Source organism: Corallococcus terminator (assembly GCF_049194865.1).
Classification (GTDB): domain Bacteria; phylum Myxococcota; class Myxococcia; order Myxococcales; family Myxococcaceae; genus Myxococcus; species Myxococcus terminator_A.
In genome coordinates this window covers 1-16,107 of record NZ_JBLZWL010000003.1, presented here as the reverse complement: position 1 = coordinate 16,107, position 16,107 = coordinate 1, and the positions used below count along the sequence as shown (strand labels likewise).

15 protein-coding genes are annotated in these 16,107 nt (G+C 70.0%); 7 read left to right on the top strand and 8 right to left on the bottom strand.

The window, feature by feature from the left end:
- Positions 1-29: 29 nt before the first annotated feature.
- From ACN469_RS04120 to ACN469_RS04100, 5 genes are read right to left on the bottom strand one after another with little or no spacing between them, the layout of a single operon-like run.
- Entirely contained in the window at positions 30-3,143 is a 3,114-nt protein-coding gene (locus ACN469_RS04120; protein WP_498764327.1) for a sensor histidine kinase, read from the bottom strand.
- A 36-nt stretch (positions 3,144-3,179) separates the two neighbouring features.
- Positions 3,180-4,478, bottom strand: coding sequence for a sporulation protein (locus ACN469_RS04115; protein WP_498764325.1), 1,299 nt, complete (start codon positions 4,476-4,478; stop codon positions 3,180-3,182).
- Between the two features lie 46 nt (positions 4,479-4,524).
- Positions 4,525-5,007, bottom strand: a complete 483-nt coding sequence (locus ACN469_RS04110; protein WP_498764323.1) for a hypothetical protein — start codon at positions 5,005-5,007, stop codon at positions 4,525-4,527.
- Positions 5,008-5,034: 27 nt separating this feature from the next.
- Positions 5,035-5,505 (bottom strand): NUDIX hydrolase, encoded by a 471-nt coding sequence (locus ACN469_RS04105; RefSeq protein WP_498764322.1) that lies wholly within the window; start codon positions 5,503-5,505, stop codon positions 5,035-5,037.
- Complete coding sequence (locus tag ACN469_RS04100; protein WP_498764321.1) at positions 5,502-6,704, bottom strand: DUF2380 domain-containing protein; 1,203 nt, start codon at positions 6,702-6,704, stop codon at positions 5,502-5,504. Before ACN469_RS04100 ends, ACN469_RS04105 begins: the two co-directional genes overlap by 4 nt.
- Before the next feature lie 429 nt (positions 6,705-7,133).
- Here ACN469_RS04100 and ACN469_RS04095 point away from each other — a divergent pair, with 429 nt between their 5' ends.
- From ACN469_RS04095 to ACN469_RS04070, 6 genes are all read left to right on the top strand, one after another.
- Positions 7,134-8,018 carry a LysR family transcriptional regulator gene (locus ACN469_RS04095; RefSeq protein WP_498764319.1) on the top strand — a complete coding sequence of 295 codons (885 nt, stop codon included), beginning with the start codon at positions 7,134-7,136 and terminating at the stop codon, positions 8,016-8,018.
- Positions 8,019-8,126: 108 nt separating this feature from the next.
- Positions 8,127-8,762 (top strand): CHRD domain-containing protein, encoded by a 636-nt coding sequence (locus tag ACN469_RS04090; protein ID WP_498764317.1) that lies wholly within the window; start codon positions 8,127-8,129, stop codon positions 8,760-8,762.
- A gap of 34 nt (positions 8,763-8,796) precedes the next feature.
- Complete coding sequence (locus tag ACN469_RS04085) at positions 8,797-9,255, top strand: ribosomal maturation YjgA family protein (protein ID WP_498764315.1); 459 nt, start codon at positions 8,797-8,799, stop codon at positions 9,253-9,255.
- A gap of 51 nt (positions 9,256-9,306) precedes the next feature.
- The gene (locus ACN469_RS04080) at positions 9,307-10,908 is read left to right on the top strand and encodes an LVIVD repeat-containing protein (protein ID WP_498764313.1); all 1,602 of its coding nucleotides are present in this window, start codon (positions 9,307-9,309) and stop codon (positions 10,906-10,908) included.
- Between the two features lie 219 nt (positions 10,909-11,127).
- Positions 11,128-12,150, top strand: a complete 1,023-nt coding sequence (locus ACN469_RS04075; RefSeq protein ID WP_498764311.1) for a hypothetical protein — start codon at positions 11,128-11,130, stop codon at positions 12,148-12,150.
- A gap of 173 nt (positions 12,151-12,323) precedes the next feature.
- Positions 12,324-12,680 carry an SDR family NAD(P)-dependent oxidoreductase gene (locus tag ACN469_RS04070; RefSeq protein WP_498764309.1) on the top strand — a complete coding sequence of 119 codons (357 nt, stop codon included), beginning with the start codon at positions 12,324-12,326 and terminating at the stop codon, positions 12,678-12,680.
- 34 nt (positions 12,681-12,714) lie between these two features.
- On the opposite strand, the gene ACN469_RS04065 is transcribed toward ACN469_RS04070, so the two are convergent.
- Together ACN469_RS04065 and ACN469_RS04060 are read right to left on the bottom strand one after the other, a co-directional pair.
- Complete coding sequence (locus ACN469_RS04065; RefSeq protein ID WP_498764307.1) at positions 12,715-13,383, bottom strand: metallophosphoesterase; 669 nt, start codon at positions 13,381-13,383, stop codon at positions 12,715-12,717.
- 100 nt (positions 13,384-13,483) lie between these two features.
- Positions 13,484-14,383 carry a transcriptional regulator gene (locus ACN469_RS04060; protein WP_498764305.1) on the bottom strand — a complete coding sequence of 300 codons (900 nt, stop codon included), beginning with the start codon at positions 14,381-14,383 and terminating at the stop codon, positions 13,484-13,486.
- 224 nt (positions 14,384-14,607) lie between these two features.
- Here ACN469_RS04060 and alr point away from each other — a divergent pair, with 224 nt between their 5' ends.
- Entirely contained in the window at positions 14,608-15,828 is a 1,221-nt protein-coding gene (alr, locus tag ACN469_RS04055; protein ID WP_498764303.1) for an alanine racemase, read from the top strand.
- Between the two features lie 6 nt (positions 15,829-15,834).
- On the opposite strand, the gene ACN469_RS04050 is transcribed toward alr, so the two are convergent.
- Positions 15,835-16,107, bottom strand: a 273-nt coding sequence (locus tag ACN469_RS04050) for an LpxL/LpxP family acyltransferase (protein WP_498764301.1), incomplete at its 5' end; no start/stop codon positions are given.

Below are 16,107 nucleotides of genomic sequence, written 5' to 3'. Positions count from 1 at the left end.
GTGTCACATCCTCGGACCGTGGCGGGGCTTCAGCGCAGGCCGCCCACGAGCCGCCGCAGCCGGTCCCAGATGCCCTGGGGGCAGTCCTCGTACGCCGTCTCCGCGGGGACGCGCAGCTCCATCTCCGTCCCCGACTTCTCCCGGCCCCGGAGGTCGAGCCCGGCCCCCAGCTTCCCAGCGCGCTCGCGCATGCCCGACAGGCCCCAGTGCCCGGGCTTGCCGCCGGCCTGGAGGAACGCCTCTTCGATGCCACGTCCGTCGTCGCGCACCCGCAGGAGGAGCTGGGTGAAGTCATACGTCAACTCCACCTCGATGCGCCGGGCGCTGGCGTGCTGGAACGCGTTCACCAGGGCCTCGCGGCCGATGCGGAAGACCTCGTCGTGCACCAGCGGATTCAACGCGGCGGGGGTGCCCGCCACCACCACCTGGAACGCGATGGGCTGCCCGTGCCCCAGCTCTTCGCCCAGCTGGGTGAAGGCCGTGGACAGCTCGCCCGGGTCCACCGTCGCGGCGCGCAGGTCCATCACCCTGTCCCGCCCCTCGACGAGCACCTGGTCGGCGCGCTCCAGGGACTTCTCCATGGCCACGCGCGCCGGGTGTCCCGTGGGCACCAGCTCCGCCGCCGTCTGGAAGCGCAGCACCAGCCCGTGCACGCCCTGCAGCAGCGTGTCGTGCAGCTCGCGCGCGATGCGCTCCCGCTCGTGGTGGCGCTCCTCCAGCAGTCGCCGCAGGCGGGCCCGTACCTGGCGCAGCCTCAGCAGGTAGAGGAGCCACAGCGCCACCACGACGACGGCGCCACACAGCGCGCGGAACCACCAGGTCTGGAAGAAGGCGGGGGGCAGGATGAACTCGAGCGTCGCGCCCTGCTCGTTCCAGATGCCGTCGTTGTTCGTGGCGAGCACCTGGAAGCGATAGTGCCCCGGGGACAGGTGTGAGTAGTACGCCTCGCGCCGTCCGCCCACGTCCTGCCACGCCGTGTCCACGCCCTCCAGCCGGTAGCGGAACCTCACGCGCTCGGGGATGGAGAGACTCAGCGCCGTGTAGTCGATTTCGATGTTCGTCGCCTGCTCACGCAGGGTGAGCGCGCCGGGGCCCGGGGGGAGCCACTGGCCGTCCACCCGCACCGCGTGGATGGCCACGGGCGGCGGCAGCGGATTGCGGAAGATGCGCGTCGGGTCTACCCACACCACGCCGTTGCTGGTGGCGAACCACAGCCGCCCATCCGTTCCGCGCACCGCAGTGGGCAGCGGGCGCAGCAGCGTGGGTCGCGCCGGAAGGCCATCCAGGAAGTCGAAGCGCTCGCAGCGCAGCGCGGCACTGTCGGGCGCGGCCAGGACACGGGCCAGCTCCTTCGCGCTCAGGTGCAAGATGCCGGAGACGGCGTGGACCCACAGGCTTCCGTCCGCCAGCTCGATGATGGCGGAGACGCCTCGCAGGGGCTCGTCGTCCTCCACGGCGAGCGTGTGGAAGCGTTGCCCGTCGAAGTACGCCAGCCCGAACTGTCCGCCCACCCACAGGCGCTGGCCCGCGCTCAGCGAGGTGACGATGCCCACCTCCAGTCCATCCGCGCGGCCAAAGCGACGGACGTCCTTCCCCTCGACGCGGAGGAGCTCCTGCGTCTGCCCCAGCCAGACACGGCCCTGGGCGTCGGTGGTCGCGGCCATCATGCGCTCCCGAGGCTTGAGCTCCGAGCGCGCTTCCAGCGACGTCCACTTCCCCTCGCGCCACTGGAACAGGCCCCCGCCGACGAGCGTGACCCAGAGGGTGCCTTCCGTGTCCTTCGTCATCGCATGGATGTACGCGGGCGGAGGCGCCGGGAGGTCCGCGACGCGCAGGGGTTTGTCGTCCTGGATGCGCCAGAGGCCGGTCTCCGCGGCCAGCCACACCTGGCCGTCCCTGTCGCGGTGGGCGGCGAGGATGGGGGCGCCGATGTCGAAGGTGTCCACCGTCCTGTCGCGCAGCCGCATCAGCGGCCGGTTGGTGGTGCCCGCCCAGAGCGCGCCGTTGTCGCCCACCGCGATGGCGAAGTCATGCGAGCCGCGAGGAAACTCGGCCAGCACCAGGGTGCTGTGACGGAAGCGGTCCAGCCCGCCGCTGGTGCCCACCCAGAGGTTGCCCTCCCTGTCCTCGAGGATGGGCCACGTGTAGTCGGAGCTGAGGCCGTCCTTCTCGGTGAAGGGCTCCCCGGCCTCGTCGCGCCGGGTGATGCGCCGCTCACCCCAGTGCTCGGGATGCGCGATGCGGCGCACGCCGTCACCGAGCGAGGTGGCCCACAGGCTCCCCTCTCGGTCGAACAGCAGGCCCGCGGACTTGACCTCCAGGCTCCCCGCGCCAGGGTAGGGCTTGCCGCCCGGCAGTCCGACGGGGCGCACCGTGTCCGTGGGGTCGGCGACCCAGAGCGTGCCGTCGGGTGCCTGGGTCAGCCGGCTCGCCCACTTCACGGCGATGCCCGTGTCGCGGAACGCGCGGCCGTGCTTCTCCAGGTAGTAGACCTTGTCGGCGAGCGCGAGCCAGAGAGCGCCGTCCCGGTCCACGAGCATCGCGCGGGCCCGTTGCTCCACCGCGGGCAGACCCCAGGCCTCGGCGATGCGCTCCCACTGGCTCCCGTTCAGGCGGTACACGCCGCGAAGACTGGTGGAGGTCCAGAGGCCCCCCTGGGCATCGGTGGCGAACGACACCACCTGGGACAAGGGCAGGCCCTGGGCTTCGCCATACCGGGTGACCTGGCCGTCCTTCAGGCTCGCCACGGAGCCATGCATGAAGCCAATCCACAGCGCGCCGTCAGGGGCGACATACAGCGTCTGGATGCTGCTGAAGGGCTGGCCATCGGGCGGCTCGAAGCGCCGGAAGTGGACGCCGTCGAAGCTGTACAGCGCCGCCGCCGAGGCCAGCCACAGGAAGCCATCCGGCGTCTGCGCCAGGGCGGAGACCTGACCGGGCGCGCCGTCCTTCACCGTCCAGCGCGAGTGATAGAACTGGCCGATGTGGCGCTCGCGCCCGTTCACCTGCGCGACGGAGACCGTGCTCCACAGGAGCGTGAGCAGCGCCAGCACGCGCATCCCCGTGCTCCCGTGATGGGCTGGCCTGGGCGCGCGCGTCGTGACTTCGGCGGGGTGGGCGAGCGCTGATGGAGCGGGGGCCATGGAGACTTCCAGGCTAACACCCGCTTCCCGCTGTCCTCAGCCCTCCAGCGCCTGGCGGGCGAACATGCGCACGTTCTCATCCGGGTCCTGGTCCGCCACGCGCTCCCAGAGAGGCCGCAGGTGGGCGGGGCAGTCGCGGTCGTGGGCGTTCATCAGCTTGCCGCGCACGTGGGGGTCGGAGTCCGAGGCGAGCTGCTCAATCAGTCGCATCAGCTCCGGCGACTGGGGCCACTTCGGCAGCGCCTCCGCGATGGTGGACCGGACCTGGTCCGAGCCGTGCCGCACATTCACCGCGAAGGCTGGCAGCGCGGCGTCCCGCACGCCGTACTCGGGTGCATCGCTGAGCGCGTAGAGGGCGTGGACGCGCAGCTCGTCCTTGTCGGAGTGGGTGGCCTCGGAGACCAGGCGAGCGACGATGCCGGGCTCCAGGAGGAGCTTGCCCCCGAGCGCCTTGAGGCCCGCCGAGGCGACCTGGGGCTCCGCGTCCCTGGCGAGCGCCTCCGCGAGCTCGCGCTGTCGGGGGCCTCCGGCGGAAGGGAGCGCGAAGCCCACCGTGCGCCGCACCGACGGGTGACGGCTCCGAGCGAGCACGGCGAGGATTTCCTCTCCCGCGGGCCCCAGCTTTCCAGCGGCGTCGGCCAGGCCGTCGAGGAAGAGGGTGTCGTCCGCATGCTCTTGGATGAGGGCGAGGAGCGGCGCGGCGGCGGCGGCATTGGCGGTGGGGCCCAGCAGGCGCGCGTACCACCAGATGGCGGTGTCTCGCAGCTCCGCGTCCTCGTCGTGGAAGCGGCGGCGGAGCACCTCCGCGCCAGCGGACACGTTGAAGTTCTCCTTCAGTTCATCCAGCTCCACCGCGGCGTCGCGGAATGCCTCCGCGTCGTGCCCGGTGAGCGCGGGCCACTGCCCGAGTACCTCGTCGACGGTGTAGACGCTCGCGCTGTCGTCGCCGTCGTCCGGGCCGAGCACGGTGAAGGACACCTTCGCCGATGGGTCCGCCACGCCGGGGATGTCCGCCGTCGCGGTGAGCTGGTAGTCGTGGCTCGGGTCGGCGTCCTCGGGGATGTCGAGGCTCAGGGGCAGCTCGATGGACTCGCTGGCGGGCAGCGCCACGTCCTGGGCGATGGCGCCGTCGAAGAGGAGGCGGTGCTCGAAGTCTCCCGCGCCGCCCACACGCGAGCCGAGCACCTGGACCTTCAGCGAGGTGATGGTCGCCGCCTTCTTGCCGCCGCGCACGGTGATGGTGCCCGTCAGCGCCTCGCCTCCGGACACGGTGTCGCCGTCCAGCGTGATTTCCAGTCCGGTGCCGCCGCCGAACATCGAATCGAAGAGGCCCATGGGGTTCGACTCTAGCGGGGGGAGAGTGGGGTGGCTTGCCAGGTGCCTACATCGTGAAGAGGGAGAGCACGAAGGTGTTCGTGCCCGGCACGTGGAGGAGTGTCCCGTGCAGGAGTGGAGACCGGTAGAAGGGGGAGGCGTCATAGGCCCGGGCGCCCGCGAGGGACTTTCTCGTGGTGGCCGGCAGCCAGCCTCCGTCGTCCAGCGTGGGCGGAGCGAGGTCCGTGGGTTTCAGCGTGGCCAGGAGCGCCTGGGCCTCTGTCTCCGAGTACTCGAGGACCGCCAGCACTTCCCAGTCGGTGGGGCCCATCCCCGGCGCGCCGCGAAGGGCCTTGCGCCACTGGACGGACACGGGCCGACGGGGAAGGTTCACCACGCGCTCCAGGGACGCGAGGTCCGTGCCCGTCTTGGCGGACTGGCTCGTGGGCGCGGGGCCAGAGTCCTTGCAGCCGAGGCCGCTCCATCCGAGTGCGAGGATTGCGACGAGGAGGCGTGACGTGGCCGTTCGGGAGGGGCGTCGACCTGGCATTGTCGGTGTCTTCCTTGCTGCCGCCGGTCAGGCTTCTTCGTCAGGCAGGAGCGTGCGGAGCAAATCGTCATCGGGCCCGAGCGGGCGCCAGCCCGCGGGTGGGGGATTCGCACGAAGCGCGGCCATGACCTGATCGGCTCGTTCCTCATATGAAGCAGGAATGTAGGCTGACCATGAGCCAAGAGCCTTCCCAACCTGGAAGCGGGTTCCGTCATCAAGGACTGCTGGCCACCCATTTGGGAGGTTCTGGGATAGCAGGCGCACGAGAACATCGCGGACAAACCGTGTGATGCTCTTGTGCTGCTCTGCCTCGGCGCGCAGCCCATTCAGCACCTGCACACCGGCGATGTCATCCTCGCCAAGCTCCTCTGCCAGCTCTACTAACGAGACGGCTGGGCGTGCGGCGGCAAAGGCGGTGAGCGAGTCGTAGCCGCGCTCGCGGACGCGTTCATACAGGCGGGCCTTCCAGTTCCCCTGCCACGAACGTCCGTCGGTCATCGGCGCCTCCCCTTGGTGAACTTCAGCGGGATGTCGTAGAGCTTCATGTTCTCCGCGACGATGTTCAGGATCTCGTTTCGGGTCAACGTCCTGCCCGTCTCCCTCTCGGCCTTGCCCAACAGTCGCATGATCATCCGGTTCCACTCGTCGGGCCACATGCGCCCCAGCTTCCAGTTCCCACCGCCGTGAATCGCCTCGTGGTGGGCCCGCTCCATCCGGACGCAGAACTGGTCGATGTCCATGTCGCCCTTGAAGCCGCGCTGCTCGAACCACTCACGGTGCTCTTGCGGCATGACGTGGTGCTGCGGCGCCTCCGACATGCCCGCTCCCGCTTTGCCCGTGACCCGCATGCCGCGCACTTCCGGGCTGTCGCCCAGCGCATCGCGGACACCCTTGGGCAGGTCCTGATTCGCTTGAGCCATCAGAACCTGTCCGCCGTGGATGCGGACGGCCGCGCTGACGGCGGGCACGGAGAGGACGCCCGCCTGCACGAGCCTTCGCATCGTCTCCACCCACTCGGCGGAGACGGCGATTCGCGAGCCAGCCATCACGCCACCTGAGCCCATCACCAGCCCCGTGCCGAGCGTCACGGGCGCGGAGGGAGGCAGCCGAGGCAGCGACATCCTCAGCGTGGAAATCAGGGCGAGCATCTCCATCGCCTGCGCCGCCGCCATGACCTGCCCGCCGACCTTCATGGCCTCGCGGATATCTCGATGAATTGAGTCGAACTCATGCGTCAGCTTCCCCATCAACTCGGGCATCGCGGTCGCCGCCGCTTCGACCCGCTCCGGCTCCGGCGAAGCGAGTTCCTTCAGCGTGGGCTCCATCAGCTCGCGCACTCGATACAGGTCCACGAACAGCTCCTCGACGCCGCACGCGAGGCATTGTCGGAGCACGGCGTCCGCGAGGCGAAGGAAGTCGACCCAGGTGGCCAGTAGCAGGGTGCCGAACAGGGCCCCCTGGAGCCGGGGTCCCGTCATGCGGAGCAGGGCCAGCTCCATGTCCGAATCGCCGACTTCCGAAGCCACGCCCGGCAGCACGGTGGCACGCCCGAGCGCACCACGAAGCGACGTCAACTGACGGGTGCCGTGGTCGAGATAGCGCGTGAAGGCGCCGTGGAGACTCCTTCCACCAAAATCCGGAGCGCGCCCCTCGAGCGTGGAGAGCGCGGCTTCGATACCGTCCAAGGAGTCCTTCATTTCGTCAGTCGCTTCGAGGACGGCTTGCCGTGTCAGTGCGGCGCTCTGGCCCCCATCCCCGGCGGCTCCAACCCGGTGGCTTTGCGCGGCGTACTCAGTGGCCGCATGCGGAGCGTAGTTCAAGGTCCTTCGACGCCCAGGAGCACGCTCCACGGAGGCGCACCCCGTGGCCAGCAGCAACACAGTCACCAGCAGCACGTCAGCGCGCATGGTCCACCCTCAACCCCACCGAGGCGAAGGCCCTCGACCACGGCATTCCTTCCGCATGGGGGAAGAGCAGCGTACCCCCTGCCGCCGCGAGCTCCATTCGCTCGAATGCAAGGACTGTCGCCGCGTCCCGCCTTGCGGTCGTGCAGGGGCCCGAGGATGCTCACTCGAAGGGAGGCGTCTGGGTGTGGGCCCGCGTGTCCTCACCGACGAGGCGAGAGCATGGACCTGGAAGAGTTGCGTGCCTTCGTGGGTGTCGCGGAGACGGGCTCGTTCCTGGCCGCGGCGGAGTCCCTGGCCGTGTCACGAACCACGCTGCGCCGCCGCGTGGAGGCACTGGAGGCGCGCGCGGGTGTGCCGCTCCTCACGAGCACCCCGACGGGCATCGTCCTGACCGAAGCGGGAGAAGTGCTCGCCCGTCGTGGCCGCCTGATGATGCAGGAGACGAGCGCGCTGGTGGCCTCGCTGCGTGAAGTGGGGCAGGCCCCCTCCGGAGTGCTGCGAGTGGTTCTTCCGGTAGGCTTGCCACCGCACCTGCTCGCGCCCCTCTTCGCCCTGCTGCGCACCACCTATCCACTGCTGCGCGTGCACGCGAGCTTCAGTGACAATCCCCTGGCGGAGCCGCTCGACAACGTGGACGTGGCGGCGCACTTCGGAGACGAGCTGCCCCGAGGGCCCTGGATGTCGCAAGTGGTGCTGCGGGTGCACGAAGGACTCCTGGCCAGCGAGGACTATCTGCGTCGGCGCGGGACGCCGGGCTCGGTGGAGGACCTCAAGGGCCATGAGCTGCTCTCCTGGCAGGCGCCGGGCGACGACGCGTGCCTGTGGCCCCAACTGCGCGGACCTTCGTTCCAGGTGGAGCCCGCGCTCGTGTCGACAGACATCCACTTCATCCGAGTGTGTTGTCTGGCGGGTCAGGGCATCGGCCTGATTCCCAGCGTGGAGTTCGCCGACCCGGGAGAAGGGGAGGGCGCGCTGATGCCGGTGCTCCCCGACGTGGTGGGCCGCGAGCGGCCCCTGCGCCTGAGTGTCCCCGAGGCGCTCAGCGAGATTCCCAAAATCAAGCAGGTGCTCGCACACATCCGCGGCTTCCTCGCGCCGCTGTGAGCCGAGGAGGACAGAACGAATCCGGCCACCGGGTGTCCATCTTCGGCCATCCCCGGACTCGGGTATCCACGCTACGGATGAGGGCGTTCTTCCGCGCCGGAGCCCGCCATGCGAACGCCGCTGCTCTTCACACTCGCCACCACCACGCTGCTGACGCTGTCCGCTCACGCGAAGGACCCGGCGCTCGGCGCGACGACCTTCACCGTCTACGAGGCCTTCCTCAGCCCCGCGCAGGAGCCCGGCGAGGAGTCCGAGACGCCGAAGCCGCTGGAGAAGAGCCTGGGCGCCACGGCGCCCTCCACGCCTCGCGAGGCGCGCAAGTCCCGGGGCTACGGCGCGCTCAAGTTCACCAAGGACCTGACGCGGGCCTACGTCGAGTTCGAGATGAAGGGCGTCAACCCCGCCGACATCCTCATGTTCCACATCCACTGCGGCCCGCCCGGAGTGCTGGGCCCGGTGGTGGTGGACTTCGGCGAGCTGGGCAACCTGTCGAAGACGCTCTCGGAGGGGAAGCTGTCGGTGGAGCTGACCAACGCGAACGTCGTCTTCATCAAGGACATGAAGGGCATGAAGCCAGGACTGCCGGAGAGCTGCCCCGCGGAGCTGGGCTTCCTGGCGCAGACGAAGACGCTGGCCAGCCTGGAGTCGCTCGCGCGCAAGGGCGTGCTCTACTTCAACCTCCACACCAAGGCGCATACCTACTACGGCGAGATGCGCGGGCAGCTCTACGCCGCCCAGCCCTGAGTCCGCGTGTCGGGGCTCGGGTAGGCTGGGGCGCGTGACCTCCTCTCCGCGCCCCTCCCCTGGCTCAGCCACCCTGCCTCGCACCCGCCTGCTCTCGCTGGGGCTGGCGGCGCTGGTGATTCCGCTGGGGCTCGCGTCGCGCCGGAGGTCGCTGCCGTGGCCCTCCTTCTTCGCCACCTATGCGGGGGACACGCTGTGGGCGCTGCTCGTGTTCCTGCTGCTGCGCTTCCTCGCTCCTCGTCGCTCCGCGCTCGCCGTGGCCGCCGTCGCGCTCGCGTTCTCCTTCGGCATCGAGTTCAGCCAGGGCTATCACGCACCCTGGTTGGATGCCGCGCGCCGCACGTTGCCGGGACGACTGGTGCTGGGCGCGGGGTTCCTGTGGAGCGACCTCGTCTGTTACTCCGTCGGAGTGCTCCTGGGCTTGGGGCTCGACACGGCGCTGTTGACGCGTCGGCGTCCGGAAATATCCGCACCCTCCACCGATATGGCCTGACTTCCACCGCGTTGGTGAGAGGCCGGGGCCGACACCGTTGGATGGAGCATCATGACGACTGCCGTGAGAGGTGTGCTCGTTGCCTCGCTGTGCCTGAGTGCCGTCAGTGGTTGTTCCCGAGAGCTCACCGACGTGGTGGAGGTGCCCGTCAACCAGGGCCCCACGCAGATACTCGAGGACCATGGGGACTGGGCCCCGGAGCCCCTGGCCACCTGCCCGTTGCTGCCCCGTAGCGGCGCCGCCGCCGAGTGCGGCACCCCCGAGTCCTTCGACCTGTCCGCGTGCGAGCGCGACTCGCTGACGCGCCTGAATGCCGTGGGCCACTTCACCGTGAATGTCATTGGCAATGACATCCTCCAGAAAGCCAACAACCAGTTCACCGGCGCGATGAACTTCCTGGCGGAGGGAGGGGTGCTCTACGACGGCCGCTTCATGCGGGAGGTGAGCGTGGAGGGGAACACCTTCTTCCTCTCCAATCACGGCACGCTCCCGGACGGCCGCGCGTACCGGTCCTCCTTCGTGGGCTGCGAGGCACCGAACCCGGGCCGCGTGATGGGGTGCTACGTGTCCTGTCTGGCGGGTGAGCCCACCTTCCAGGCCACCTTCGAGGCGGAGAAGGTCCAGCGGCGCGCGGGCGAGGAGGAGTCCCAGGGGCTCACCCTGGTGGGCGAGGCCGTGCTGGGCCAGGGCGTCGTCGCCGACGTCTTCGTCACCCAGGGGCACGCGTATGTCGTCTCGCTTTCGGACTCCCTCGCCGGGCCCGGTGGGCTCTTCGTCTATGACTTGAGCGACCGCTCCCAGCCCAGGCTCGTGAACAGCATCACCTATCCGGGCGACAGCTACTGGAACAGCGTCTGGGCCAAGGGCAATGCCCTCTATGTCGCCAGCGCCGCCCGGGGGCTGCTCGTCTTCGACATCGCCGAGCCGGCGAACCCGAAGCTGCTGCGCTCGCTGCCCGATGGCCGCGCCATCGACGCGCACACCATTCACGGCGACAACGACCGGCTCTATGTCATGTCCGCCTCGCCCACGCCGGAGACGCTCATCTTCAACGTGAAGAACGAGCGCGAGCCGGTGCTGCTCGGCCGCTACGCGGACCCGAGCGTGAATCCGATGGTCGCCTCCTTCCCGCATGACGCCACGTCGTGGGGAACACGCCTCTTCGTCAATCACTGGGCCGCGGGGCTGCTGGTGCTCGACGTGAGCGACCCGACGAACGTGGTGAAGCAGGGCGAGTACGTCTATCCGCGCGCCACCAGCCACACCAACCGCTGGCACTACGTGAACAACCGGCTCATCGTCTTCGAGGGAGGCGAGGACTGGGGCGCGCATGTCCGCGCGCTCGACATGACGGACCTGGAGGAGCCCGTGCTCATCGGCGAGTACCGCCTGTCCCAGGGCGTCTCCGTCCACAACATGGAGCTGAAGGACGGCCTGCTCTACCTCGCCCACTATCAGCACGGGGTGCGCGTGCTGGACGTGACGCGTCCCTCGCAGATGCGGGAGGTCGCCTACTTCAATACCTGGAGAGGCACGGACCGGGCTCGCGGCCTGTCGTTCTATGACGGCGCCATCGGCATGCGCATCCCGGGCGATGGCTATGTCTATGTCATCGACACCTCGCGCGGCCTGCTCATCTTCGAGGAGCTGTAGCCGGTAGGCGGAAGTCCTTCACCGGAGGCGGGTGGGCGCCTGCCTCCGGCGTTGAACGAATGTGCCGGGCGCGGGTACGAGGCCTGTCCGGACGCATAGCCCTTTCCAGGCCATCTGCCATACGCTGCGAAGCAGGGTGCCGGTGGTTGAACATGGATTCCTCGGGGGGATTGTCGCGGGCTGAGGCCCTGGACGCCGTCCTGTCGGGGAAACGGAAAGATGGCCTCGATGCTTCGCAATGGGTGTTTGTCGTTGTTGTTGTTCGTGCTCGTCGGCTGCGGCTCGCGTCACCACGGTCCGACGGTGCACGAGCGCCGCGCCGCCATCCGCGCCTCGCATGCGGAGAAGTACGGCTCCAGTGACGGTTTCCAATCCACCACCTGGGGCATGACGCGCGACCAGATTCGCGCGATGTACCCGGACACGCAGGAGACCGCGCGCGGCGACCTGGTCCTCACCACGGCGCTCGCGGAGCACCCGGCCCGGGTGTTCTTCCTCTTCGCGGACGGGCGTCTGGGCTCCGTCTTCGTGCGCTTCGCGACGCCCACGAACGTCCGGGAAGCCCACCAGGAGGTGGTGGAATTGCTGACCGCCAAGTACGGCCGCGCGGCCAAGCGGGGCACCTCGCGTCGTGTGCAGAGGTACCGCGAGTCGCTCGACCTCGCGTGGCTGCTCTCGCAGAGCGCTCCGCCCGCGCCCACGAACTTCCCCGCCGCCGTGGAGTCACGGAGCGAGGGGTCGGGAGCCCAGGTCGCCGAGGGAGCTCCGCCCGATGGCGCACCCACGAACTTCCCCGCGCCCACGGAGTCGGGAGCCCAGGTCGCGGGAGCTCCGCCCGATGGAGCGCCCACGAACTTCCCCGCGCCCACGGAGTCCGGAGCCCAGGTGTCCGAGGGACAGCCTCCGCTGCTCGAGGCGCGGCCGGACGGGGACTCGCTGGACGAGGACGACTCGCGGGATACGGCGGTGGCCTCGGCGCCCGACGCGAATGACTCCGAGTCGGAGGAGCCCGCCCTCTTCGGTCCCATCTCGGAGCCCGAGGTGAGCTTCGCCCGCCGTGGCCTGGTGGTGGTCGCCAACTGGAAGGCGTTCGAGACGACGGTCCGCCTGGTGGGCTACCAGTTCCCCCGGGAGCGGCTGCTCACGATCCACTACGAGAGCCCCGAATACGCGGCGTCGATTCGTGACGAGCTGACGCGCCTCATGAGGCTGCAGCGCCGCGCCCAGGCCCGGGACTTCTAGCCGTCCTCCGGGTGCCCCTCGCTCGGACGAGAGGGGCACTCCGGGGCTTCCGTCCGGCCTGATTGTTCGCGCTGGTGGAACTGTGATGCCTGTTTCGGGGGCATTATTTCGGCCTCGCGAAGGCACAGGGTGTCTCTCATGCCGGTGATGAAACGCCGGCCAGGAGGAATGACATGAACGCGAAGACCCAGAAGGTGGCGCTCGTCACGGGCGCTTCTCGCGGCATCGGCGCCGCCATCGCGGAGCGGCTCGCCCAGGACGGCTTCACCGTCATCGTGAACTACGCGGAGTCGGAAGGGCCCGCCGAGGCGCTCGTCCGGAAGATTGAGCAGGCGGGTGGCAAGGCGCTGGCCGCCAAGGCGGATGTCAGCAAGAGCGCGGAGGTGCGGCGCCTGTTCGACGCGGCGGAGACGGCCTTCGGCGGCGTGGACGTGCTCGTCAACATCGCCGCCACCGTCGCCTTCCTCGCAGGCCCTGATGCGGGTTGGGTCAACGGTCAGGTGCCGCGCGCCAACGGCGGAATCATCTGAGCGGGGCACCCCGCGTCACGCGCGCGGCCCGGGCTCACGGTGACGCGTTCACGTCCACGTACGCGCGGCGGGCCGGCACGGACACGAGGCGGCCCTCCGGCATCACATAGGCCGTGAGGCGCCCGCCGTACACGCAGCCCGAGTCCAGGCCCACCGCATGCGGATGTTGCTGCACGCCGCGCATGGCGTCGTGGCCGAAGATGACCAGCTCCGGGCCCTTCCAGCAACTCGCCCAGGGCACGCCGCCATCCACGCGCTTCGACGGCGTCCCGTCCGGGGCGATGCTGCGCAGGTTGAGCAGCTCATCGGCGCGCTGCGCTTCCAGCGGGACACCCGGCACCAACCCACCATGCACCGCGAGGACGTTCAGGTCCGGGAGGCGGCGGTACAGCGGCTGCGCCTCCAGGTACGTCCAGTCCTCGGGCGTCAGCGTGTCCAGAACCTGGCGGTGCTCCTTGCTCAGCTTCTTGCCCTCGGGGCCCCGGCCCGCGTGCCAGCGCAGCACGTGCGCGTCGTGGTTGCCGCGCACCGCGAGCAGCCCCTTCTCGCGAGCGCACCGCACCACGCCCGCCGAGTCCGGCCCCTTCGCCACCAGGTCGCCCACCAGCACCACGCGGTCGTCCGGCCGCCAGCCACACGCGGCCAGCAGCGCGTTCAGCTCCTCCGCGCAGCCATGGACATCTCCGATGAAGAGCGTTCGCATCCCACCTCTTCTTTAATTCGCTTCACCGCTCCGGGGAATCCTTCCGGAAGGGGCTCTTCCTCTGCCTGCCTCCACCTTCCGGCACGTGCGGGCTCGCGCGTCAGTCCGCTTTCGAGCGCAACAGTCGGCTGAGATTCACATCGAGCTGGCTGGAGATGAGGCGCAGCACGCTGTCGAGCTGGGAGCCGGTGAGGCGCAGTCGCTCGGTGAGCAGTCGTCGCGTCTCCTGGAGGAGCGAGTCCTGCGCGGCCACCACCCAGCGGGCCGCGGTGGAGCGGTGCACGCCATAGAGCGCGCCGAGCTGGTCGATGCTCAGCCCGTCCAGGTACTTCAGGCGCAGGAAGTTGCGCTGACGCGGCTCCAGGATGCCGAGCGCCGCGGTGAACGAGGTGCTGAACTCCGCGCGGTACGTGTTCTTGAGGTAGAGCAGCTCCGGGTCGTCCCCCGGCGCCACGAGCAGCGACAGGTCCCCATCATCCGCCAGGGGATGTCCGCTGCGCTGGCGCTGCCAGTCGAGCGCGAGCCACAGCGCCGCGGCCCGCACCCACCCGCTGAGCGGCCCCGTGCCAGGGTAGGCGGCCAGCCGGGCGGGCGCGTCCTGGCTGCCCACCAGCATGCGCTGGCGCAGCAACTGGCGAACCTCGTCGAGCCCCGTGGGCGGCAGCTTCAGGCGCGAGACGGCCGCGTTCACCTCGGGGAGGAAGCTCGACTCGAAGGCGTTCAGCGCGGAGGGCAGCTGGTCCGCGGCGGCGCGGGCCAGGTACACGTCCGGCAGGTGGAGCTTCTCCACGTCCTCGGAGGGCGCCTGCGTGGGGAGCAGCCTCGCGAGATGACCGACGAAGCGCGCGCCCTCCAGCTCCACTCCGGGCCACGCCGAGCGCGCGGTGGACAGCGCGCGCGTCAGCCGCTCCTGCAGCAGGGGAAGCGACGACTCCGGCGCGGAGGAAACGCCACGCGCCGCGATGAAGGCCTGGGCCAGGGAAACGTCCGGGGGGGACACGCCGTGGGACGATAGCACCCCCCTCGCGTAATCCGGATTCAACCATTTCCGAAGTGAACTCTTGTTTGCCTCGGTTCGAGGGTGGAGGAGGGCTCCGGGACGACAGGTATGACAAGGGGCGGGCCCAGGCGCCTGGTGCGCCTGCTCCATCCGCGGGCGCCCGTGTGTCCCGTGGGCCGCGAAGCCCATGGCCCGGCCATTGCTGGTATGGGGCGGGAGTCGACGTGGTGGAGGTGAACGTGGAGTCCATTGGTGGCGGGCCCGGGGATGCGGCCCATTCCTCGTGGTTGGAGCTGAGCGCGGGAGCGCTGCGGCACAACGTGGAGGTGTTCCGGGTGTTGGAGGGGCGGGATGGGACTTCGCCTCCGCTGGGCGTGGTGCTCAAGGGCAACGCCTACGGGCATGGGCTGGCGCAGGTGCTGCCGCTGGTTCACGGGCTGGTGGACGTCCTCTATTTCATCGCGCCGCAGGACGCGCTGAAGGTGCGCGAGCACGAGCGGGCGGAGGGCCTGTCTCCCCGGCGGGTGGTGGTGCTGGGGGCGGTGGCGCCGCACGAGGCGGTGGTGCTGGCGCGCGAGGGCGTGGAGGTGGCGGTGGCGGACCGTGGCTGGGAAGACGCGGTGCCGGTGCTGCGCGCGGCGAAGCTGGAGCGGCCCCTGCGGGTGCACGTCCACATCGACACGGGCCTGGGGCGCGAGGGCTTCACGCTGGAGCAGATTCCGCGCGAGACGCAGTTCATGGTCGACGCGCGGGACGTGCTGGAGGTGGTGGGCGGGCTGAGCCACTTCGCCAACACGGAGGACGTGACGGAGCAGGGCTACGCGTTGGCACAGGTGGACGCGTTCGAGACGGGGCTGCGCCTGCTGGAGGAGCAGCTGGGGACGGGGAGGGTGTTGCAGCGGCACATCGCCGCGAGCGCCGCGACGCTGGTGTTGCCCCGGGCGCGCTACGAGGCGCAGCGGGTGGGGATTTCGCTGTATGGGCTGTGGCCGTCGGCGGAGACGCGGCTGTCGGCGCGGCTGGTGCTGGGCGAGGTGCCGGTGCTCAAGCCAGTGTTGTCGTGGCGATGCCGCAGCCAGGTGGTGAAGTGGCTGCCCGCGGACAGCTACGTGGGCTATGGCTGCACGTACCGGACGTCGGAGCCCACGCGCATCGCCGTGCTGCCGGTGGGCTACTACGACGGCTACCCGAGGCTGGCGTCGGGCAAGGCGCACGTGCTGGTGAGCGGGCGGCGGTGCGCGGTGCTGGGCCGGGTGATGATGAACCACCTCATCGTCGACGTGACGCGCGCCGCGCATGACGAGCGCCCGGTGACGGCCACGCTGATGGGGCGCGACGGAGACGAGTCCGTCAGCGCCGAGGCGCTCGCCGGCTGGGCGCAGACGCTGCACTACGAGATTGTCACGAGCCTGGGCGCGCACCTGCGCCGCGTGGTGGTGGAGTAGGGCCGCTCAGCTCTTCGCGTCCGTCGCGCTGGGCGGCTGCACCTTCCAGCGGCGGTGCAGCCACATCCACTGGTGCGGGTACTTGCGGATGCAGCGCTCCATCGCCGCGGTGACGCGCGCGGTGTGCTCCGTAATCGGGTCCTCGCATTCGCCGGGCGCGGGCGGGAGGATGGGCCCCTGCACTTCCAGCCGCAGGCGCGCGCCCGGCTTGCCGTTGCGCACGCTCATCACCACGAACACCGGCGCGCCCGTGCGCTGCGCGGCCACCGCCAGGGCGGG